This window comes from Methylophilus sp. Leaf414 (genome assembly GCF_001425425.1).
In the GTDB taxonomy this organism is placed as follows: domain Bacteria; phylum Pseudomonadota; class Gammaproteobacteria; order Burkholderiales; family Methylophilaceae; genus Methylophilus.
The window spans coordinates 141,943-164,244 of sequence record NZ_LMQQ01000004.1 but is presented as its reverse complement, the minus strand read 5'-3'; the positions used below and the strand labels follow the sequence as shown (position 1 = coordinate 164,244).

Annotated in this window: 15 protein-coding genes; all 15 read left to right on the top strand. The window is 52.5% G+C overall.

All coding sequences use genetic code 11. The features are described 5' to 3' along the window. Positions 1-107 precede the first annotated feature (107 nt). The 15 genes from ASG24_RS09810 (at position 108) to nirB (ending at position 22,295) form a co-directional block, all read left to right on the top strand. Positions 108-1,127, top strand: coding sequence for an aliphatic amidase (locus tag ASG24_RS09810; protein WP_055829731.1), 1,020 nt, complete (start codon positions 108-110; stop codon positions 1,125-1,127). 58 nt (positions 1,128-1,185) lie between these two features. Next, positions 1,186-2,343, top strand: coding sequence for a transporter substrate-binding domain-containing protein (locus tag ASG24_RS09805; RefSeq protein ID WP_055870807.1), 1,158 nt, complete (start codon positions 1,186-1,188; stop codon positions 2,341-2,343). Next, positions 2,336-2,956 carry an ANTAR domain-containing response regulator gene (locus tag ASG24_RS09800; protein WP_055829736.1) on the top strand — a complete coding sequence of 207 codons (621 nt, stop codon included), beginning with the start codon at positions 2,336-2,338 and terminating at the stop codon, positions 2,954-2,956. The genes ASG24_RS09805 and ASG24_RS09800 overlap by 8 nt, the downstream gene beginning before the upstream one ends. Positions 2,957-3,244: 288 nt before the next feature. Then, entirely contained in the window at positions 3,245-4,393 is a 1,149-nt protein-coding gene (locus ASG24_RS09795) for an efflux RND transporter periplasmic adaptor subunit (protein WP_235562388.1), read from the top strand. Positions 4,394-4,449: 56 nt separating this feature from the next. Beyond that, the gene (locus tag ASG24_RS09790; protein ID WP_055870801.1) at positions 4,450-7,614 is read left to right on the top strand and encodes an efflux RND transporter permease subunit; all 3,165 of its coding nucleotides are present in this window, start codon (positions 4,450-4,452) and stop codon (positions 7,612-7,614) included. Then, positions 7,607-9,061 (top strand): efflux transporter outer membrane subunit, encoded by a 1,455-nt coding sequence (locus ASG24_RS09785; RefSeq protein WP_156376550.1) that lies wholly within the window; start codon positions 7,607-7,609, stop codon positions 9,059-9,061. The genes ASG24_RS09790 and ASG24_RS09785 overlap by 8 nt, the downstream gene beginning before the upstream one ends. Positions 9,062-9,200: 139 nt before the next feature. Further along, entirely contained in the window at positions 9,201-10,469 is a 1,269-nt protein-coding gene (locus tag ASG24_RS09780) for a nitrate regulatory protein (protein ID WP_055872022.1), read from the top strand. Between the two features lie 353 nt (positions 10,470-10,822). Further along, positions 10,823-12,127 (top strand): CmpA/NrtA family ABC transporter substrate-binding protein, encoded by a 1,305-nt coding sequence (locus ASG24_RS09775; protein ID WP_055829741.1) that lies wholly within the window; start codon positions 10,823-10,825, stop codon positions 12,125-12,127. An 18-nt stretch (positions 12,128-12,145) separates the two neighbouring features. Then, positions 12,146-13,072, top strand: coding sequence for a nitrate ABC transporter permease (gene ntrB, locus ASG24_RS09770; RefSeq protein ID WP_055870798.1), 927 nt, complete (start codon positions 12,146-12,148; stop codon positions 13,070-13,072). Between the two features lie 29 nt (positions 13,073-13,101). After that, positions 13,102-13,911 carry a nitrate ABC transporter ATP-binding protein gene (locus tag ASG24_RS09765; protein WP_156376549.1) on the top strand — a complete coding sequence of 270 codons (810 nt, stop codon included), beginning with the start codon at positions 13,102-13,104 and terminating at the stop codon, positions 13,909-13,911. 87 nt (positions 13,912-13,998) lie between these two features. Beyond that, a complete protein-coding gene (locus ASG24_RS09760) occupies positions 13,999-15,444 on the top strand; it encodes an alginate export family protein (RefSeq protein ID WP_055870792.1) in 1,446 nt (481 codons plus the stop codon). A 24-nt stretch (positions 15,445-15,468) separates the two neighbouring features. Beyond that, positions 15,469-16,248 (top strand): uroporphyrinogen-III C-methyltransferase, encoded by a 780-nt coding sequence (gene cobA / locus ASG24_RS09755; RefSeq protein WP_055870789.1) that lies wholly within the window; start codon positions 15,469-15,471, stop codon positions 16,246-16,248. Positions 16,249-16,309: 61 nt separating this feature from the next. Beyond that, on the top strand, positions 16,310-17,521 hold the full coding sequence (locus tag ASG24_RS09750) for a NarK/NasA family nitrate transporter (RefSeq protein ID WP_055870786.1): 1,212 nt from the start codon (positions 16,310-16,312) through the stop codon (positions 17,519-17,521). 59 nt (positions 17,522-17,580) lie between these two features. Further along, on the top strand, positions 17,581-19,269 hold the full coding sequence (locus ASG24_RS09745; RefSeq protein WP_055870784.1) for a bifunctional protein-serine/threonine kinase/phosphatase: 1,689 nt from the start codon (positions 17,581-17,583) through the stop codon (positions 19,267-19,269). A gap of 461 nt (positions 19,270-19,730) precedes the next feature. After that, complete coding sequence (nirB, locus tag ASG24_RS09740) at positions 19,731-22,295, top strand: nitrite reductase large subunit NirB (protein WP_055870781.1); 2,565 nt, start codon at positions 19,731-19,733, stop codon at positions 22,293-22,295. Positions 22,296-22,302 lie beyond the last annotated feature (7 nt).

Here is a 22,302-nt window from a genome sequence, read left to right as displayed (position 1 = left end):
CAGAGCAAAAAAGCTCACCCACCGTTTTAAAACGGCAGGTGAGCTTTTTTTTCGTCTGTTGCCAGCGTGATTCATTCATTTCACTTACTTTTATTCAGGAGAAGCACATGATACATGGTGATATTTCAAGCAGTAACGATACCGTCGGCGTCGCTGTGGTGAACTACAAAATGCCACGACTACATACTAAAGCAGAAATACTGGACAACTGCCGCAACATTGCAGACATGGTGGTCAACATGAAAGCTGGCCTGCCTGGCATGGACCTGGTGATTTTCCCGGAATACAGTACGCACGGCATTATGTATGATGGCCAGGAGATGTATGATAATGCGACGACGGTCCCCGGCCCCGAGACGGACATTTTTGCCGAAGCCTGTCGCAAGGCGAAAGTCTGGGGCGTGTTTTCCATTACTGGCGAGCAGCACGAAGAGCATCCGAACAAAGCGCCTTACAACACCTTGATTCTGATGAATGACAAAGGCGAGATTGTTCAGAAATACCGCAAGATTATGCCTTGGGTGCCAATCGAAGGCTGGTACCCCGGCAAAGAAACCTTTATCAGCGAGGGGCCCAAAGGACTCAAGGTCAGCCTGATTATCTGTGATGACGGCAACTACCCTGAAATCTGGCGTGACTGCGCCATGAAAGGTGCGGAGCTGATTGTACGTTGCCAGGGCTATATGTATCCGGCCAAAGAGCAGCAAATCCTGATCAGCAAGGCCATGGCGTTTGCCAATAACACCTATGTCGCGGTGTCCAATGCTGCCGGCTTTGATGGCGTCTATTCCTACTTCGGTCACTCTGCGATTATCGGTTTTGACGGCCGGACCCTGGGCGAATGTGGCGAAGAGGAAAATGGCGTGCAGTATGCAGCACTGAGCAAGCACTTGATCCGCGACTTCCGCAAACATGGTCAATCTGAAAATCACTTATTCAAGTTGCTGCACCGCGGTTATACCGGGGTGCTTAACTCTGGCGATGGTGACCAAGGCATCGCACAGTGCCCTTACAGCTTTTACAGCAAGTGGATACAAGACCCGGCAGCCGCACGCGACATGGTAGAATCGTTTACACGCCCGACCTTGGGCACCAAAGAAGCACCGATAGACGGCATACCAAACTAAAGCGAATCCACCGCAATCCGGCATCCAGGCCACACGGGATGCCGCAAGGAACAGCATCATGGCAAATACCGACCCGATTCCGGTCGGCGTCCTGTTTTCGACCAGCGGCGCCACTGCAACCATAGAACGCTCACAGGCATTTGCGACCTTTTTCGCCATCAACGAAATCAACGCGGCTGGCGGCATTTGTGGCCGCGAACTGTTGCCAGTACATTACAATCCGCAAGGCATTTCGCAACAATATCAAGCATTGGCTGAACGCATGATCCGTGAGGACAAAGTCAATGTGATTTTTGGCTGCTACATGTCCAGCACGCGCAAAGCGGTGATCCCGGTAGTTGAGAAATGGCGCAAGTTGTTGTTTTACCCAACCCCTTATGAGGGTTTTGAGTTTTCGCCACATGTGATTTACACAGGCGCCGCACCTAACCAGAATAGTGCACAACTGGCGGATTATATGACCCGTCACTTTGGTGCGCGTGTTTACCTGATTGGCTGTGATTATATCTATCCCTATGAGTCCAACCGTATCATGAGTGACTTTATCCTCGAGGTCCCTGGTGGCAAAAAGCTGGCCGAGCGCTATTTGCCACTGGATGCCACGGAAAAAGACTTTTTGCCGATTGCGCGCGACATCAAGGCAAAATCTCCTGACTTTGTATTCTCCACTGTGGTTGGCAAAGCCACCCGCATGTTGTACCAGGCCTACGCTGACATTGGCATGGATGCCATGAAAACACCGATTGCAAGCCTGACCACTTGTGAAGCGGAAGCCGCTGAAATGGGCAGCAGGATTGCGGCTGGACATTTCACGTCAGCGCCCTACTTCCAGTCGATTCAGACTGCAGAAAACCAGGCCTGCCTACGCAAGTTCCGTGAACAATATGGCGACGAGATTGAGCCTAACATGTGCTGGGAAGCCGCTTACTTTCAAACACACTTATTCGCTGAAGCCATGCGTGCAGCAGGCGACGATACCTACGATGTGTTGTTGCCCCATATACTCGGTCGTGAACATCAGGCACTGCAGGGTCGTGTGGCGATTAACCCCGCCAACCATCACACTTTACTGCATCCTCGTATAGGTCGCGTCAATCACCATGGTCAGTTCGACATTGTGGCCGAGTCAGCCGGCGTGAGCCCGGATCCATATCTTGTCACGCATACCAATGAGACTTGGCGTCAGTCCATGATGCCGGAGCCGCAAATTGGCTAACAAAGGTGCAACAGGCTCACGCTCAACCCTGGAGCTATTCCGCCAGCTACGACAGTCACGCATGACCATTTTTCATCCACGCGATGAAAAATGCAGTACATTGATACAGCAACTAGAGCGCATAGGCTGCCAGACCGTGTCACTGTGGCCACCCACTGCTGAACTGCCCGAAAAAACAGATCTGGTGATTTTTCTGTTGAATGCGGAGGCCAGTAATAGAAAAAAACTGCCCTGGTTAATGCCTGACTCGCCAATTCCGCTGATTGGCATGATTGAGTATGAAAACCCGACCATTCTCGATACGGCTACAACACTCGGCTGTCATGGCATTCTGGTCAGTCCGACGCAACCACATGGCATCCTGTCTACTCTTATTATGGCGATTCACCATTTTCATGAAGTCAGGACCTTACAAAAGCGGAACCAGCGCCTGGAGCAAAAACTGCAGGCAGCAAATGAAATCAGCGCCGCACAGGCGATTCTGGCCCGTGCACGCGGTATCAGCGCCATCGCAGCCTACAAGCTCATGCGCGAACAAGCCATGCTCAAGCGCGTGACAGTGGAAGAAATTGCGCGAGCGATTGTGCATGCCGAAGGGACTTTATTCAATTAATGCATGCTTGTGTATGCAAGAAACCCTGCTACAGCTCATGTTCAACCATGGCGATAATAATCGTTCCTTCCTTCACAAATAGCCTCGATCTCATCTTTTCCTGACGTCCAACTAACCACACCCTTCAACTTGTACACATGCAGATACGTATCGTTACACCTGCATGCAATCAAACGCAGTACAATTTTGTCAGACAAGAATAATGACTTCCTCATTGGTACTTCTATGAACACTTCCTGCGTCTTTTTCAAGCACTGCCTGTGGCTGATATGCGGCATTGGCCTGACAATGACCGCCTGCACCTCGGGCAAGGGCGACAATAAACCTGTCCCAAAAATCCCGGAAGTTGGGGTCATGACTGTGCAGAAGGTTACCCAGCCTATCGTGGCCGATCTGCCCGGGCGGACCAATGCTTACCTGATTGCCGAAATTCGCCCGCAGGTGAGCGGCATCATTCGCCAACGCACTTTTACTGAAGGCGCACTGGTCAAAGCGGGCGACCTGCTCTACCAGATTGAACCTGCACCGTATCTGGCGAGTTATCAAAGTGCTGCAGCAGCGCTGCAAAAAACCGAAGCCACCCTGGTCACCCTGAAACTTAAAGCAGACCGTTATAAAGAATTGGTCAAAATCAACGCGATCAGCCGGCAGGATAACGATGATACCCAAGCCGCGCTGCAACAAGGCGAAGCAGATGTGGCGGCGGCCAGGGCGGCACTCAGCACCGCCAAAATCAACCTGGATTTCACCAAACTGGTGTCACCGATTACCGGCTTTGTTTCCACCTCCACCTTCACCCCGGGCGCACTGGTGACGGCCAACCAGGAAACGGCTTTAACCACAGTCCAACAGCTGGATCCGATTTATGTGGATGTCATTCAGTCGAGTAGTGATCTTCTAAAACTGAAACGCGATATTGCTGCCGGCAAACTGACCGGCAATACGCAAAAAGAAGTGCCGGTGCGGGTCGTGCTGGAGGATGGTTCTATTTACAAACATGCCGGAAAACTCAAATTCAGTGGCGTGAGTGTGAATACTGCATCCGGTGCAGTGACGCTACGAGCTGTCGTGCCTAACCCTGATGGCGTATTGCTGCCAGGCATGTATGTACACGCCCTGATTGACGTGGCGCAGGATAAGGATGCCATTATGGTGCCGCAACGGGCAGTGACGCGTAATACGCGTGGCGAACCTACGGTACTCGTAGTAGACGCCGGGCAAAAGGTGCAACAGAGAAACATAGAAACCAATGGTACATACGGGGATGAATGGCGAGTCAGCAAAGGCTTGCAGGCCGGTGAACGTGTGGTAATGGATGGTGTCCAGAAAATCAGCGTTGGCACGATAGTCAAGCCGGTGCCATTTGACAAAGCGACTGGCGCTGCACCGGGGACTGTTATTACTCCCGCGGCTACAACGAATAGCCAACCGCGTTAAGAGATTGCCAAAACTCATTCACAGCGTACCTATCCAATACGATAAAGACTAACTTCATGGCTGCCTTTTTTATTCAACGTCCGATCTTTGCCTGGGTGATTGCCATCGTCATCATGCTGGCCGGGATAGGCGCCATCGAATGGCTGCCACTGGAGCAATACCCTGATATTGCCCCGCCACGCGTATCGATTAACGCTACTTACACCGGTGCTGCAGCCGATACGATCGAGAACTCGGTCACCCAGGTGATTGAGCAGTACATGAAAGGTATCGATAACCTGACCTATATGTCGGCCAGCAGCACCTCTTCCGGCACGGCCAGTATCAGTCTGACGTTTGATGCCGGCACCAACCCCGATGTGGCACAGATGCAGGTGCAAAACAAATTGCAGCAGGCCATGCCAAGGTTGCCCCAGATTGTCCAGAGCCAGGGTGTGACAGTCGCTAAAACCGGTATCGATTTCCTGATGGTGGTATCGCTGATGTCTGATAACAGCAGCGTAAGCGCAATTGATATCGGTGATTATATTTCCAGCAACCTGATAGACCAGATCAGCCGCCTGGATGGCGTGGGTGATGTGCAAACACTGGGCTCGGGCTACGCCATGCGTATCTGGCTGGATCCGGCCAAACTGCAAAAATACAATCTGATCCCTTCAGACATTTCAGCCGCGGTGCAGGCACAGAATACCGAAGTCTCCTCCGGCCAGCTGGGCGCATTACCTGCCGTGAACAGCCAGGAACTGAACGCGCCAATCACCGCACGCAGCAAATTACAGACGGTAGACCAGTTCAAGAAGATCATCGTCAAATCCGGGGCTGACGGTTTCCTGGTACATTTATCTGATGTTGCCAGAGTAGAACTGGGCGCTGAGAGTTATACGCCGGTCGCCAGGCTCAATGGTAAAACCTCGGCCGCTTTTGGGGTAAGGCTGGCTTCCGGTGCCAATGCGCTGGCGACTGCGCAGGCAGTGAAAGACAAACTGGTCGAACTTGAACCCTACTTCCCCGCTGAGTTGAAGCTTAGCGTATATATTCCTTATGACACCACGCCATTCGTGCGGCTTTCAATCAAGGAAGTGGTGAAATCGCTGGTGGAGGCGATTTTACTGGTGGTGATCATCATGTACGTGTTCCTGCAGAACCTGCGTGCGACCCTGATCCCGGCGATTGCGGTGCCGGTGGTCTTGCTGGGTACTTTCGGCGTACTGGCGGCATTTGGCTTCTCCATTAACACGTTGACCATGTTTGGCCTGGTACTAGCCATTGGCCTGCTGGTGGATGACGCCATCGTAGTGGTTGAAAACGTGGAGCGTATCATGCGTGAAGAAGGCCTGAGTCCCAAGGAGGCCACCCGCAAATCCATGACCGAGATCACCAGCGCGCTGGTCGGTATTTCACTGGTGTTGTCTGCGGTATTTATCCCGATGGCTTTCTTTGGTGGTGCCACGGGCGTGATTTACCGCCAGTTCTCCATTACCATCGTCTCAGCCATGCTGCTGTCCGTGCTGGTCGCATTAACGCTGACACCAGCGCTGTGTGCAACCTTGCTCAAACCGGTCTCGCATGAAAAATCCACCTCGGGGGGCATGTTTGGCTGGTTCTTCCGCTGGTTTAACCCGGCGTTCGATACGATGTCAGCCCGATACCATGCCTCGGTGGCAACCATACTGCGTAGAAAGACGCTGACCATGCTGGTATATGGCGTCATCATCATAGTGCTGGCAGTGTTATTCGCTAGACTGCCCAGCTCTTTTCTGCCGACCGAAGACCAGGGCACACTGAGCGCACAAATCCAGCTGCCGGTAGGCGCGACTGATGCACGTATGCAACAAGTGCTGAAACAGGTTGAAAAATACCTGAATAGCCAGGATGCGGTGATAGACCAGTTTTTAACGATTGCAGGGCAGGGACAAGGTGGTGGGGGCAGCCAGAACTCGGGGCGCGCATTTATCCGTCTTAAAGACTGGTCGGTACGTGGCGAAGGCGAGGATGCCGCGTCACTGGCTGACAGGGCGACCAAAGCTTTATCCGGGATACGCGATGCAAAGCTATTTGTGACGCAGCCAGCACCGGTGCGCGGCCTGGGCCAGGGTTCCGGCTTTACGCTGGAATTGAAAGATGTAGGGGGGTTGGGCCATGATGGCTTGATGGCGGCCAGGAACCGCTTTATTGAACTGGCGTCACAAAACGCAAAATTGAACCGGGTGCGCCCGAGCGGGCTGGATGACACGCCTATGTTCAGGGTAAATATCGATGACCAGAAAACCGGCATTTACAACCTGACAACTGCCAGCATTAACTCCACGCTCTCGATTGCCATGGGTGGTACCTATGTGAATGATTTCATTAATAAAGGTCGCGTGAAAAGAGTCTATCTGCAAGGTGACGCGCCGTTCCGCATGCAACCTGAAGATATCGAACGCTGGTACGTTCGCAACACCACGAATGATATGGTGCCGTTCTCGGCTTTCTCCAGCACGAAATGGGTGTCCGGCTCGCCTTTGCTTGAACGCTTTAACGGCATTTCCTCTATGGAAATTGTTGGCGAACCGGCCAAAGGCATCAGTACTGGTGAAGCCATGCAGATTGCCGAAGACATCATTAAACAATTACCGGATGGCATAGGTTATGAATGGAGTGCGCAATCTTACCAGGAGCGTTTATCCGGCTCGCAGGCACCGTTACTCTATGCCGTCTCCATCATCTTCGTCTTCCTGTGCCTGGCTGCCTTGTATGAAAGCTGGGCGGTGCCCTTCTCGGTCATTCTGGTCGTACCGCTGGGTATTTTGGGTGCCGTACTGGCCACCACTTTGCGCGGATTGACGGCTGACGTTTACTTCCAGGTCGGCTTGCTGACCACCATAGGCCTCGCCGCCAAAAATGCGATCCTGATTGTGGAGTTCGCCAAGCACCTGCAAGAACAGGGCAAGCCGCTGATTGAAGCAACACTGGAAGCGGTGCAATTGCGCCTGCGGCCTATTTTGATGACTTCGCTGGCGTTTATTTTCGGCGTATTGCCGCTGGCTTTCAGTGAAGGCGCAGGTGCCGTCAGCCGCCAGGCGATTGGTACCGGCGTACTCGGCGGTATGCTGACGGCGACTTTCCTTGGTATATTTTTCGTGCCTTTATTTTATGTGTTGATACGTACTTTGTTCCCTTATCAGGTCGAAAGTGTTTCAGCCGAAGTATCACAGCACAGTAAGGCAGAACATGAGTAAGCTGCATGCCATGAGCCAATATTTTAAACAGGCTGCGTTAATCACGTGCTCACTATTACTGACTGCCTGCATCAACCTGGCGCCGTTTTTCAGCCCGCCTGAAGCACCGGTGCCTGCCACCTTTGGCACAGTCGACAATGATCAGAAAGCGCTGACCGAACTTGGCTGGCAATCGTTTATTACCGATAAACGTTTGCAGCAAGTGGTGGATCTTTCATTAAAAAATAACCGCGATTTGCGGGTGGCCTCGCTGAATATAGAAAAAGCCAGGGCGCAATATCAGGTACAGCGCGCAGATTTGTTTCCCACCGTAGCCGCAACCTTGTCAGAAACTGCCTCTAAAGGTCTTTCTAACGTTGGCAACAATGGCAATGTCTCTGCAGGCACTGTCGCCGCAAGTAATAATAACAGCGGGAACGTATCGCATGTTTACCGCGCCACGGTTGGTTTTAGTGCTTATGAACTGGACCTGTTTGGCCGTATCCGTAATCTAAATGCGCAGGCCTTGCAGACGTTTTATTCACAGGAGGAAAACCGCAAAAGTACGCAAATCAGCCTGGTCGCCGAAGTCGCCACAGCCTGGCTGACGCTGGCTGCCGATAAACGGCGGCTGGAAATCGCCCAGCAAACATTGAAAAGCCAGCAAAATACTTACGAGATCAACCAGAAAATGTTTGAGCTCGGCGTCGCCAACGCCCTGACCTTAAGGCAGTTGCAAACCAGTGTTGATAATGCGCGCGTCGCCGTCGCCACTTACAATATCCAGATCAAGCAGGATATCAACGCCCTCAACCTGCTGGCTGGCAGTATGGTGCCTTCAACCTTTTTGCCGGATAGCGCTCTTTCCAGCGTGGCACTTACTACAGCATTGCCGCGTGGCGTCACCTCCACGACTTTGCAGCAACGGCCTGATGTACGTGCAGCCGAACACTTGCTGGAAGGTGCCAACGCCAACATTGGCGCGCTGCGTGCTGCGTTCTTCCCAACCATCAGCCTGACCACCACCATCGGTACGGCCAGCACCGAGCTGGATGGCTTGTTTGGTCCGGGCTCCCGCATCTGGACTTTTGTGCCACAAATCAGCCTGCCAATTTTCAATGCCGGTCGTAACCGCTCTAACCTGGAAATTGGTGAAAAAAACCAGCAGATTCTGCTCGCGCAATATGAAAAAACCGTACAAACTGCTTTCAGGGAAGTGGCAGATGTACTGGTACAGCGCGAAGGTTTGCAGGCACAGCTGGAAGCACAACAGTCATTAAATGGCGCCGCCGCTGAAGCATTCAGACTGGCCGATGCCCGTTTTAAAAATGGCGTCGATAGTTACCTGGTCGTTCTCGATGCGCAAAGAACGCTTTATACTGCCGAGCAAACACTGGTGACTTTGCAGTTAAGCGATGCCGCCAGCCAACTGACCTTATACAAAGTATTGGGTGGTGGCTGGCATTAGTGGACTCCTGGTTCACGACTGCTTCGCTGCCGCGTCATCCGTATCAGGTTCCTCTTTCATTAAGCCTGCTTTAATTCCGTTTTATACAAAAATGAATGTGCATCGGGAACGTGCACATTTTTTGCTTAGGTTTTCAGTAATGAGTACAGATATTTCCCCCGAACAAACCATTATCCTGGCCAAAATCAGGCATATCGAAGAGCTTGAACGCCTGGATACCTGCATTCAATTTGTCGAAAGCATAGGCCAGATGGTGCACCAGATGCAGGCTGAACGTGGGGCAAGCTCCCTGTACCTGGCTTCTGCGGGCAAGCGCTTTGCTTCCGAACGCGCAGAGATCATCAGCAAAAATCTTGCGCTGGAAACACGCTTCAAACAGGCGTTAACGCAGCATCTTGATCAGAACGCACTGGCAGATGCTAAGCAGCTGACTTTAATTTCCTGGATACTGCTAGGCCTGGACCAGCAAACATCGTTGCGCCACCAGATCACCCTGCAAAAGATTTCTTTTACCGATTGCATTGAGTCATTCAGCCGCCTGATTGCCAGCCTGATTTCGCTCATTTTTGAAATCACGGATAGTTCGGTAAACAATAAGATTTCCACCTGTTTACTCACGCTGTACAACTTGATTCAAGGTAAGGAGTTTGCAGGCCAGGAACGCGCGGTCGGTTCTTATATCTTTGGTTCAGGTAGCTTGCAACTGCCGCACCAGCAAAAACTACTGGAACTGGTCGCCCAGCAAGAGCGGCATTTTGAATTATTCAGCCAACTGGGCGGTGATGAGTTAAGACAAGCCTGGACTGCATTGCAAGCAACCAGCCTGCACCGGCAGCACCTGAAATATCGTCATAAACTGACCTCCGCCCTGGACCAGCAGCCGCTGAAATCCAGTGATGCAGATATCTGGTTTGATTTATGCACGCAACTGCAAACTGAAATCTGGCAGATTCAATGCCAGTTAATCGAGAAAATGCATAGCATGCTGAAAGCGCTGGCACACCAGGCCAGGCACGATCTGGAACAAACGCAGGAATATTTAAATACGATTGCGGCCAAGCGCTCTTCAACCTTGGATAGCACGTTTTTCAACCTGGCAATCCCGGTGGAAAGTGCCTTGAATTTCCAGGCGCAAGACACAATCCAGACTTACCCGATCGCCTCGATGATCAGCCTGTTGCAGCAACAATCACAGCAGATCGCAGATATGGAAAGCGAGCTGGCGGATACCCGCAAAGCCCTGGTTGAACGCAAGCAGATTGAGCGTGCGAAAGGCTTGCTGATGAGTACACTGGGCATCAATGAAATGGAGGCTTACAAGTCTCTGCGCAGCATGGCGATGGAACAAAACCGCAAGGTGATTGATGTCGCCGAGAATATCCTCACCCTGCACAAAAACACCGGTTAATCACGCTTTCCTTGGTGCATCCGCACTTGTATGGTGCGATGCACATCGCTCACTTCTTTAAAGAATATTACAAAAAACCTAAATAGAACAAACACTTAAACCCAACACTATTTTTGGCATAACAATTGCTGAACAAGTTTTAAGTACTCAACTAACGGCGGTTGGATACGAGTAGAGTAAGTTGAAATTGCGAGCTTGATAAAAATCAGGCCACTCATCGTAAGCAGTTTTTAAAGATTGAGGACAAAGGCGTCCTGAGTGTAAACGAACCCTCGTTTGCACTCAGGACGCCTTTTTTCGTTTTACGTTTCCCAATTCATCATTATCCAGATTAATCATATCAAGGAGCAGCAATGAGCAGTTCAGATAAGAAAACAGTCATTCTTCCTGCGGCAGACAGTCAACCTGAGCAGGTAGATAACCAGCGCCGCCATTTCTTTATGCATACCCTAGCCGGTGCATTTGGAGCCGCCGCCATGATGAACATGGTGCCGTCTGCGATCCGCAGCCAGGCATGGGCAGCCGGTTCTGATGCACCTGAAATCACCGAAGTGAAAGTCGGCTTTATCCCACTGACAGACTGTGCGCCTATCGTAGTCGCCGCGCAAATGGGTTTTGATAAAAAATACGGCATCAAGATTGTGCCTTCGAAAGAAGCTTCCTGGGCTGGCGTGCGTGACAAGATGGTAAACGGTGAACTGCATGCTGCACATGTGTTGTACGGCCTGGTGTATGGCGTGCAAATGGGCATCGGTGGCCAGCAAAAAGACATGAATGTACTGATGACGCTCAACCATAATGGCCAGGGCATCACGCTTGCCAACCAGTTGAAAGAAAAAGGCGTGACCAGCGGCGGTACCCTGAAACGCCTGCTGGACAACGAAAACCGTGACTTCACGTTCGCACAGACTTTTCCGACCGGCACCCACGCCATGTGGCTGTATTACTGGCTGGCCAACTACGGTATCAACCCGATGAAAGACGTGAAAACCATCGTCGTGCCTCCACCACAAATGGTCGCCAATATGCGTATCGGCAATATGGATGGCTACTGTGTTGGCGAGCCGTGGAACGCACGTGCGATCTACGACAAGATCGGTTTTACCGTGGCGACCACCCAGGATATCTGGACCGATCATCCGGAAAAAGTATTGGGTACTACTGCAGACTTTGCTACGAAGAACCCGAATACTGCACTGGCATTGACCAAAGCAATCCTGGAAGCCTGCCGCTACATAGACGCCACCAAAAACCGCCCTGAAGTCGCCAAGCTGATTGCCGGTAAAGCCTATGTCAATGCGCCTGAAGAAGTGATTGAAGGCCGCTTCCTCGGCCATTACGACAATGGCATCGGCAAAAAATGGGAAGACCCTAACTACATGAAGTTCTTCAACGACGGCAAGGTCAACTTCCCTTACCTGTCTGACGGTATGTGGTTCCTGACACAGCACAAACGCTGGGGACTGCTGAAGTCTGACCCGGATTACTTGGGCGTGGCGAAGAAAGTGAACCGGATTGATATTTACACCGAAGCGGCGAAAGCGCTTGGCATTAACGTCCCCGCAGACCCAATGCGCAGCAGCAAGCTGATTGATGGCGTCGTCTGGGATGGTAAAGACCCGAAAGCCTATGCCAACAGCTTCAAGGTTAAAGCTTAATTCTTAAGGAGAGTCACCATGAGTGTCGTCAGCTTTAACAAGGAAAAAATGATACAGACAAGCGAGGATTCTGTGCAAGCAGCGCCTGCACAACCTGTTGTTGCTGTGGTTATCCCTCTCTCGACCACAGCTGCAGTAGCCACTCCGTCGTTGCAGCGGCGGAGCGCATGGGCGGCAACCACCAAACCTGTGTTTGAATGGTTGTTGCCGCCTGTGATTGGCTTACTGGTATTCGGCGCCATTTGGGCGACTGTGGCAGCCCTGACGCAAGGCTTGCCTGGCCCGGTGAAAACCTGGCAGTCGGCAGTCGAGCTGTTTAGCGATCCGTTTTATATCAATAACCCGAACGACATGGGCATAGGCTGGAACATCCTCAGCTCGCTCAAACGCGTGGCGACCGGTTTTGCGCTGGCTGCGATTGTCGGCATCCCCATGGGCTTTGTGATTGGCCGTTACGCATTCATGTCGCGCATGGCAGCACCCATCATCAGCCTGCTGAAACCGGTATCACCACTAGCCTGGTTACCAATCGGCCTGTTGGTATTCAAAGCCGCTGACCCTGCGGCGATCTGGGTGATTTTCATCACCGCAGTCTGGCCCATGATTATCAACACTGCCGTCGGCGTCAGCAAAGTGCCACAGGATTATATGAACGTAGCCAAGGTGCTCAACCTGTCGGAATGGAAAGTGGTCACCAAAATCCTGCTGCCTTATGTCATGCCCTACATGATGACCGGTGTACGCCTGTCCATCGGTGCCGCCTGGCTGGTGATTGTGGCAGCAGAAATGCTGACCGGCGGTGTGGGCATTGGTTTCTGGGTATGGGATGAGTGGAATAACCTGAATGTAGAGCACATCATCATCGCCATTTTTATCGTCGGCATTGTCGGCTTGTTGCTGGAACAATTGCTGGTACTGGCAGCTAAACGCTACAGCTACGAATAAGCCATCACAATAAACCCATAAAGGAATTCATGATGACAACCGCACTGCAAGACCGTTATGTCCTGATCGAAAACGTCAATATGACGTTTCAAACAAAAAAAGGCAGCTTCCAGGCCTTGAAAGATATCAACCTCGATATCCGCGAAGGCGAATTTATCTCCATCATCGGCCACTCGGGGTGTGGCAAATCCACCGTGCTTAACCTGATTGCCGGGCTGCTGCAACCGACTGATGGCTACCTGTTCTGTGCCGGTCGTGAAATCGCCAAGCCCGGCCCTGAGCGTGCAGTAGTGTTCCAGAACCATTCCCTGCTGCCATGGCTGACCTGTTTTGAAAACGTGTACCTGGCAGTAGAACGTGTTTTTGCTGACAGTGAAACTAAAACGCAACTGGCAGAGCGCACCAGCGCGGCACTGGAGCTGGTCGGCTTAAGCCATGCCATGGAAAAGCGCCCGAATGAAATCTCGGGCGGCATGAAGCAGCGTGTGGGTATCGCCCGTGCCCTGTCCATGGAACCCAAAGTCTTGTTGCTGGATGAACCTTTTGGCGCGCTGGATGCACTGACCCGCGCCGGATTGCAGGATGAACTGATGAACATCATGGCACGTTCGGGTTGTACTGCGGTGATGGTCACCCACGATGTGGATGAAGCAGTGTTGCTGTCTGACCGCATCGTGATGATGACCAATGGCCCGGCAGCCACCATAGGCGAAATCCTGGAAGTCGACCTACCACGTCCACGTCACCGTCTGGAGCTGGTGGAAGACGCTGCTTACACGCACCTGCGTAGCGAAGTATTGAAGTTTTTATATGAAAGACACGCCAAAAAGGCGGCATAAATAAAAGTGGTGCTGACGGGCGGCAACCCACCAGCACCGCATACCTCATCGAAGTATGGTTACCCACTTAAGCAAAGGAGCAACAACATGAAAGCTAACTCTTACCAACGATTGCGTCAAGTCTCATTGGCTGTATTGATGGCAGCAATGAGCATGCAAGTGGTGGCTGAAGAAGAAGTTTTACCTGAATACACATTTATGGATGCCATTAAAACCGGCAAGAATATGACCAGTTTCAGATTACGTTACGAGCATGTTGACCAGGATGGCCTACAGCCGGCAACCTTTGCCAATGGCTCTGCCAACCCGACCGCAAACCGTGAGCTGGACAATGCCAACGCGGTCACTTTGCGCAGCCTGATCGGCTGGCAAACTGCACCTTACAAAAACTGGAGTTTTGCCGCACAAATCACCAATGTCAGCAAACTCAAGGATGATTTTAATGACAGTACCAATACGGTCAGGACCAATGGCGCGTCAAACGAAAGCGACAGGATTAACTATGCCAAAGTGGTAGACCCCGACTATACTGATATCAACCAGTTGTTTGTGGACTGGACCGGTATCAAGAACACCCGTGTCCGTGCAGGCCGTCAGGCGATCAACCTGGATAACGTACGTTTCATAGGCGACATCGCCTTCCGCCAGAACACTCAGGTATTTGACGGTGTGTCGGTTTTCAATAAAACCTTGCCGGATACCGAGATCTACTTAGCCCACTTTGACCGCGTCAGACAGATATTCACCACGCACCGCAGCGGCGACCTTGAAATCGCCAATGCCCGCTACCGCATCTCACCTACCGAATTCCTGGTCGGTTACGGCTATTTCTCCAACTTCGAAAACCTGGGACTGGGCAATGCCTGGTTTGGACAAGGCGCATTGAACAACACGTTCAATAATTTACTGGCCGACCAATCCAACAAAATCTTAGGCGTGCGCCTGGATGGCACACACCCGTTCACGCCTAACTACCGTGCACATTACACGGCTGAATATGCCAAACAGACTGATTACAAAGGCGGTGACAACCGCATTGATGCCCATTACTACAAAGTGGGCGGCGGCTTCGGCATAGATAACTTCAACCTGCGCGTGGACCAGGAACTGCTCTCCAGTAATGACGGCCAGTATGCATTCCAGACGCCGTTTGGTACCAACCATTTATTCCAGGGCTGGGTAGACAAATTCCTGGTGACGCCACGCCAGGGCATCAAGGACTCTTTCATTACTGCCACTTATAAATATGGCGACTTTCTGTTTTTTGTCGATTACCACGACATCAGTTCCGATGAGGATTTCTTCACCGTCAATGGCGGTGCAACTGCCAATGGTAACCGCTATGGTCGCGAGTGGAATGCTGCCGTCACCTGGAATATCGACAAGAACTGGATGACCAAATTTGAATACGGCAAATATACCGAAGATGACCAGTACGCTGCAGGCCCTAATGCCGTGACCAATGGCGCGACCAATCGTGCACGTTTTCAAGATACCGAGAAATTATGGCTGACCGCCATGTACACCTTTTGATTGTTTGAATGTAAGGAAGACGCGATGACTACAGCCGGAAAAGTTTTTTTAGTAGGTGCCGGACCCGGTGACCCCGACCTCATTACGCTCAAGGCCATCAAGGCCTTGCAGCAAGCCGAAGTCGTGCTGGTCGATGACCTGGTCAACCCGGACCTGCTCACGCATTGCCCGCAGGCACGCATCGTGCACGTGGGCAAGCGTGGCGGCTGCAAGTCTACCCCGCAACACTTTATCAACCGCATGATGATTGCGCTGGCCGAGCAGGGGCAAACAGTCGTGCGCCTGAAAGGTGGCGACCCGTTTGTGTTTGGCCGTGGTGGTGAAGAAATGCTGGCTATGCGTGCAGCAGGTGTTGCCTATGAGATTATCCCCGGCATGACCAGCGGCCTCAGCGCCTGCGCCAGTATGGATGTACCGGCCACGCATCGCGGTTTAAACCTTGGCGTCACGCTGGTAACCGGTCATACGCAGGATGGCGGGCCATTACCTTGGCGTGCACTGGTTGAAAGCAACACCACACTGGTGATTTATATGGGCATGCAACACCTGGCCGACATCAGCCGTGAATTGATCGCTGCCGGTATGTCAACAAATATGCCCTGCATGATTGTAGAAAGCGCCACCCGCGCGGATGAGCGCGCACTGGTCAGCACCATTGAAGCCATGCCTATGCTGAGCCACCAGCACCAGATGAAAAGCCCGGCCATGATAGTCGTCGGTGAAGTGGTGACAATCGCGAATAGTGCCAAGACTTTGGAAATGCTGGGCCAGGTTGAATATTTACAAGCGGTGAATGGCAACTAGAAAAAGACCTCATTCACACGCGTCAAGAATAGAATGTTTTTGAAATAAACGGAGATTTAACATGAAAAAGAGTTTTTGGGAGGTAGGCCACAAGCCTACGCTGTTTTCAGCGTTCTTTTATTTTGACCTTAGCTTTATGGTGTGGGTCATGCTGGGGCCGCTGGCTGTGCAGATCGCCGCCGACTTGCAATTAAACCCGGCACAAAAAGGCCTGATGGTGGCAACACCGGTACTCACCGGCGCATTATTACGCATCGTGATGGGCGTGCTGGTAGACCAGCTTAAGCCTAAAAAAGCCGGCCTGATTGGCCAGGTGATTGTGCTGGCTGCTTTGTTGATTGCCTGGTTGCATGGCATACATACTTATCAGCAAGCGTTATTGTTAGGCGTGTTTCTTGGTTTTGCCGGTGCCGCTTTTGCCGTCGCCTTGCCATTGGCTTCACGCTGGTATCCACCTGAACACCAAGGCACCGCTTTAGGCATTGCAGGTGCAGGTAACTCTGGCACGGCATTGGCGGCATTATTCGCGCCTGGCCTGGCCGTGGCGTTTGGCTGGAACAATGTGTTTGGCCTGGCCCTGATCCCATTATTGCTGGCATTGATTGTATATACAGTGTTTGCCAAAGATGCGCCGGATACGCCGGCACCGAAATCGCTGGCGCAATACCTGTCTGTACTTAAAGACAAGGACGCATGGTGGTTTATGCTGTTTTACTGCGTGACTTTCGGCGGTTTTGTCGGCATGGCTTCTTCACTGACCATTTACTTCCACGACCAGTACGGCCTGGACCCGGTGCATGCCGGTTACTTTACCGCAGCCTGCGTATTTGCCGGTTCACTGGTGCGTCCGTTCGGCGGCCTGCTGGCTGACCGTATCGGTGGTATCCGTACCTTAAGTACTATGTATACACTGGCGGCTATATTCCTGTTTACCCTGAGTTTCGGCATGAGCACGCAACTGGCTGGCCTGGGCATAGTCATTCTGGCGATGGCGGCACTTGGTATGGGCAATGGCGCAGTGTTCCAACTGGTGCCACAACGCTTCCGCAAAGAGATAGGGGTGATGACTGGCCTGGTAGGGATGGCTGGTGGTATCGGCGGTTTCTACCTGGCTTCCAGCCTGGGTTACTCCAAGCAGATCACCGGTAGCTATCAGCTGGGCTTAATTATTTTTGCCGGATTAGCTATCCTGGCACTGGTAGGTTTGACTGGTGTTAAAAACCGCTGGCGTACTACCTGGGGTGCAGCGAGCGTGACGGCGGCCAAGGTATAAACCGGCCAATAGATAGACTAGCCACCGTATAATTCCAAAAACCTTTAAATGGCTGGCTTATGAGTCTCGTTTTTACAGTCGGTGAACATAGCGTAACCGGTCCCAGGCTGCGTAACGAAGACTATGTGACCGTGGTCACCCCCGCTGCCTCGCAGTTGGCAATCAAAGGCGCCTTGATGCTGGTCGCCGATGGTGTCAGCGGTGGTGCCGGTGGTGCTGAAGCGTCGGAAATGACTGCCAGGAGTATTTCGGCGGATTATTACGCCACCCCGGAAACCTGGACGGTGCAGCATGCGCTGGACAAGGTCGTGCAGGCAGCCAACCTGTGGGTACTGTCGCAAGCGCGCAAGAACAGCAAGATGGCGGGCATGGCAACGACCTTGTCCATGCTGGTATTGCGCGGTCAGCGCTATGTGCTGGCACATGTGGGCGACACGCGTATTTACCGCCTGCGCGAGCAATCATTGCAGTGCCTGACTACGGATCACGTTTGGGACAGACCGGACATGCGGCATGTGCTTAAACGTGCGATCGGGCTGGATGACCAGCTAACGGTGGATTATGCTGAAGGCTTGCTGCAACCCGGTGATGTGTATGCCATCCTCAGTGATGGGGTATGGGATGCAGTGGGCGATGCGGAAATTCACCGCGCGTTGATGCTCTACCACTCCCCGCAAATGGTGGCTGAATACCTGACTGCACTGGCGATCGAAAAAGGCGGCCAGGATAATGCTTCCGCGGTGATCGTTAATATTGAAAGCGTCGGCCAGGACCATCTGACCGATATGCTGGCCGATGCGCTCAGCCTGCCGTTGCCGCCTAAACTTTCTGTCGGCGACCAGATCGATGGTTTCACCGTGACCAGGGTGCTTCACGATTCGCGCCTGAGCATCCTCTACCAGGTGAAAAATCCAGCCGGGCAACTGTTTGTATTAAAAACCCTGCAACCCTCACGTGCGGACGACAAGGAAAGTTGCGAAGCTTTACTGAATGAAGAGTGGCTAGCCAAGCGCGTCGTCTCGCAATGTGTGCCGCAGATATTGCCGCTGACGCTGGAACAGCGCAGCGCACTTTATTATGTGATGACCTGGCACGAAGGCTCAACCTTGCAGCAACGGCTGGATGCCGGCCACCATTTCACCATGAATGGCGTTGCCAATATCGGCCAGGATTTATTGCGCGGTTTGAGCATGTTGCACCGCCTGAATATTGTGCACCGCGATATCAAACCAGCCAATATCCATATCGGTAGTGACACCCGCCTGCGGATTCTTGATCTGGGTGTTGCACTAAACCCTACCCTGCCGATGCCAGAGCAGATGGAAAACCCGGGCACACCCAGTTTTATGGCACCCGAGTTGTTTGACGGTAAAGTGGCTGACCGGCAGGCAGACATTTATGCCGCCGGCGTGACACTTTATCATTTGCTCACCCGCAAATATCCCTACGGCGAGATAGAGCCTTTCCAGTCACCGCGTTTTGGCGAGCCGATCAAACCCAGCCGCTACCGGCCAGAAATCCCCGCCTGGCTGGAAAACGTGATTCTTAAAGCAATCGCCAGGAAAGCGGAAGACCGTTTTGAAACGGCCGAAGAAATGCTGCTCGCCATGGAGCATGGCGAATTGAAGCCGGTAGTGATCCCACGCATGCCACTGATTGCGCGCGCCAGGCTTGTCAAATGGCAGTGGCTGGCTATCTGCTCTTTGCTGGCCAATCTTATCCTGATCTACTTGTTGTTTATTACCTGACTAGACAACCCTTCTCGTAAAGAATTAAAAACATCTCTGGGTTCAGATTGAAACGCTTACCTTCAATCAAGACCCATTCTGGTGCAACCGCTCTAATTTGCATCATTCCCGTGCGCTCAGATGGTTTTTCCAGCCATGCCACCCTTACAAAAATATATCCAGACTTTTCACAAACCGGAATTAAACATCAATAAAACAATCACTTAAAAAATTTTCAGATTTTATCAATACTCTATATCCAGATTGGCATGTCGCTTGCTAATTGCTCAATAGATATTAAATCTCGTTTTATTAACGATTAGTTTTTATGGACAACGGCGTCCATAGCTTGTTTTTCGAACTGCCACCGGTAGTCGATAGATAAGCTATGGACGCCTTTTTTCGTTTTTAGCTTAGTAAACAGCAATGCATGATCAATGAAATAACGTGTCACATGCTTGCATCTGATGGGGAACATTACGATGAATCAACACACCCGCATAGTAGTTGTCGGCAACGGCATGGTGGGACATTACTTTATGCAGGAACTGGTCAAGCGCCACCCTGACCTGGCGGCCGCCAACCTGCAAGTGACGGTATTGGGCGAAGAACCACGCCCGGCTTATGACCGTGTGCATCTTTCCAGCTTTTTCTCCGGCAGCACAGCTGAAGACCTGTCACTGGTTGAGCCTGGTTTTTATGACCGCCCTGGCCTGGAATTGCGCCTGAATGCGCGTGTGAGCCATATTGATCGCCATCAGCATCTGGTGACCCTGACAGATGGCACACTGCTGCCATACGACAAACTGGTACTGGCCACCGGCTCGGTACCGTTCGTGCCATCGGTGGCCGGGCGTGACCGCGAAAACTGCTTTGTGTACCGCACCATTGAAGACCTGGAAGCGATGACCGCGGCAGGTAAAACCTCCAAGAGCGGCGTGGTGGTCGGCGGTGGCCTGCTGGGCCTGGAATGCGCCAAGGCATTGCGTGACATGGGCCTGGATACCCACGTGGTGGAATTCGCCCCGCGCCTCATGGCCGTGCAAGTGGACGAAGCCGGTGGCCGTGTGCTGCGCAGCAAGATTGAGGAGCTTGGTGTGCATGTACATACCAGCCGCAATACCACCGCGATTGTCGATGGCGCCACTGCGCGCCACCGCATGGTGTTTTTTGATGAAACCTGGCTGGAAACCGACATGATCGTGTTCTCTGCCGGTATCCGGCCGCGTGATGAACTGGCACGTGAATCCGGCCTGGCGATAGGTGCACGCGGCGGTATCGCGATTGACGATTTCTCACGCTCCAGCGACCACGACATTTACGCCATCGGCGAATGTGCCAGCTGGAACGATGAGATGTTCGGCCTGGTAGCGCCTGGCTATGACATGGCCCGCACGGCCTGCGCGCACCTGGCAGGTGAAACCGCGTCAACTTTCAAGGGTGCCGATATGAGCACCAAGCTCAAGCTGATGGGCGTTGATGTCGCCAGTGTCGGCGATGCGCACGGCAAGACCCATGGCTGCCGTAGCTACCAGTACACAGATGAAGTACGCAACATCTACAAAAAAATCGTCGTTAGCGAAGATGGCAAGAAACTGCTGGGCGCGGTGCTGATCGGCAATGCCGATGAATACGGCACCTTGCAGCAAATGACCGTCAACGACATGGCCTTGCCGGAAAATCCTGAATTCCTGATCCTGCCTGCCAGCGATGGCAAGGAAAAACCTGGCCTGGGTGTGGATGCCTTGCCAGACACGGCAGTGCTATGTTCTTGCAACAACGTCAACAAAGGCGAGATTGGCGAAGCGGTGGCTGCCGGCAATTGCAGCATAGGCGCCATCAAATCCTGCACCAAGGCGGGTACGGCCTGCGGCGGCTGCGTACCTTTAGTGACGCAAGTGATGAAAGCGCAAATGGTCAAGCTGGGCATGACCGTCAACAACCACCTGTGCGAACACTTTCCTTACTCGCGCCAGGAGCTTTACCACCTGGTGCGCGTAGAGCAGATCAGGACCTTTGACGAACTGGTGCACAAGCATGGTAAAGGCCTGGGCTGCGATATCTGCAAGCCGACTGCCGCCAGTGTACTGGCTTCAGTCTGGAATGATTTTATCCTGAAGAAAGACCTGGCTTCATTGCAGGACTCCAACGACTACTTCCTCGGCAATATCCAGAAAGATGGTAGTTATTCCGTGGTACCACGCATGCCGGGTGGCGAAGTCACACCGGATGGACTGATCGCCATCGGCCAGATCGCCAAGAAATACAAGCTGTATACCAAAGTGACTGGTGGTGCACGAGTGGATATGTTTGGTGCCCGCGTCGAGCAATTACCTAATATCTGGGAAGAGCTGATCGCTGCCGGTTTTGAGTCCGGCCATGCCTACGGCAAATCGCTACGCACCGTAAAAAGCTGCGTCGGTTCCACCTGGTGCCGCTATGGCGTGGACGACAGTGTCGGCCTGGCGGTACAGCTGGAGAACCGCTACAAAGGTTTGCGCGCCCCGCACAAGATCAAGTTTGGTGTTTCCGGTTGCACACGTGAATGCGCCGAAGCACAAGGGAAGGATGTGGGTCTGATCGCGACCGAAAGCGGCTGGAACCTGTACGTATGCGGTAACGGCGGTATGAAACCGCGCCACGCCGAACTGATCGCCAGCGACCTCAGCAAAGAAGACGCGATCCGCATGATAGACCGCTTCCTGATGTTCTACATCCGCACTGCTGACCGCTTGCAACGCACCAGTACCTGGCGTGACAACCTGGAAGGTGGCCTCGACTACCTGAAAGACGTGGTCATCAACGATACCCTGGGCCTGGGCGCAGAGCTGGAAGCGCAGATGCAGCATGTGGTGGATAACTACCAGGATGAGTGGAAAACCGCCGTCAATGATCCTGAAGTGCGTAAACGTTTCCGCAGCTTCGTCAACAGCGTAGCTGGCGACAATAACATCGTCTTCGTCAAGGAACGCGACCAGATGCGCCCGGCAACAGTAGAAGAAAAGAAGCAGGCAAAGGTCATCCCTATCCTGGCAACGACCGAGTAATGAGTGG

Excerpts from the sequence above, each read along its gene's own strand:
- ASG24_RS09810 (WP_055829731.1), top strand. The coding sequence starts at position 108 with ATGATACATGGTGATATTTCAAGCAGTAACGATACCGTCGGCGTCGCT.
- ASG24_RS09805 (WP_055870807.1), top strand. The coding sequence starts at position 1,186 with ATGGCAAATACCGACCCGATTCCGGTCGGCGTCCTGTTTTCGACCAGC.
- ASG24_RS09795 (WP_235562388.1), top strand. The coding sequence starts at position 3,245 with ATGACCGCCTGCACCTCGGGCAAGGGCGACAATAAACCTGTCCCAAAA.
- ASG24_RS09790 (WP_055870801.1), top strand. The coding sequence starts at position 4,450 with ATGGCTGCCTTTTTTATTCAACGTCCGATCTTTGCCTGGGTGATTGCC.
- ASG24_RS09785 (WP_156376550.1), top strand. The coding sequence starts at position 7,607 with ATGAGTAAGCTGCATGCCATGAGCCAATATTTTAAACAGGCTGCGTTA.
- ASG24_RS09780 (WP_055872022.1), top strand. The coding sequence starts at position 9,201 with ATGAGTACAGATATTTCCCCCGAACAAACCATTATCCTGGCCAAAATC.
- ASG24_RS09775 (WP_055829741.1), top strand. The coding sequence starts at position 10,823 with ATGAGCAGTTCAGATAAGAAAACAGTCATTCTTCCTGCGGCAGACAGT.
- ntrB (WP_055870798.1), top strand. The coding sequence starts at position 12,146 with ATGAGTGTCGTCAGCTTTAACAAGGAAAAAATGATACAGACAAGCGAG.
- ASG24_RS09765 (WP_156376549.1), top strand. The coding sequence starts at position 13,102 with ATGATGACAACCGCACTGCAAGACCGTTATGTCCTGATCGAAAACGTC.
- ASG24_RS09760 (WP_055870792.1), top strand. The coding sequence starts at position 13,999 with ATGAAAGCTAACTCTTACCAACGATTGCGTCAAGTCTCATTGGCTGTA.
- cobA (WP_055870789.1), top strand. The coding sequence starts at position 15,469 with ATGACTACAGCCGGAAAAGTTTTTTTAGTAGGTGCCGGACCCGGTGAC.
- ASG24_RS09750 (WP_055870786.1), top strand. The coding sequence starts at position 16,310 with ATGAAAAAGAGTTTTTGGGAGGTAGGCCACAAGCCTACGCTGTTTTCA.
- ASG24_RS09745 (WP_055870784.1), top strand. The coding sequence starts at position 17,581 with ATGAGTCTCGTTTTTACAGTCGGTGAACATAGCGTAACCGGTCCCAGG.
- nirB (WP_055870781.1), top strand. The coding sequence starts at position 19,731 with ATGAATCAACACACCCGCATAGTAGTTGTCGGCAACGGCATGGTGGGA.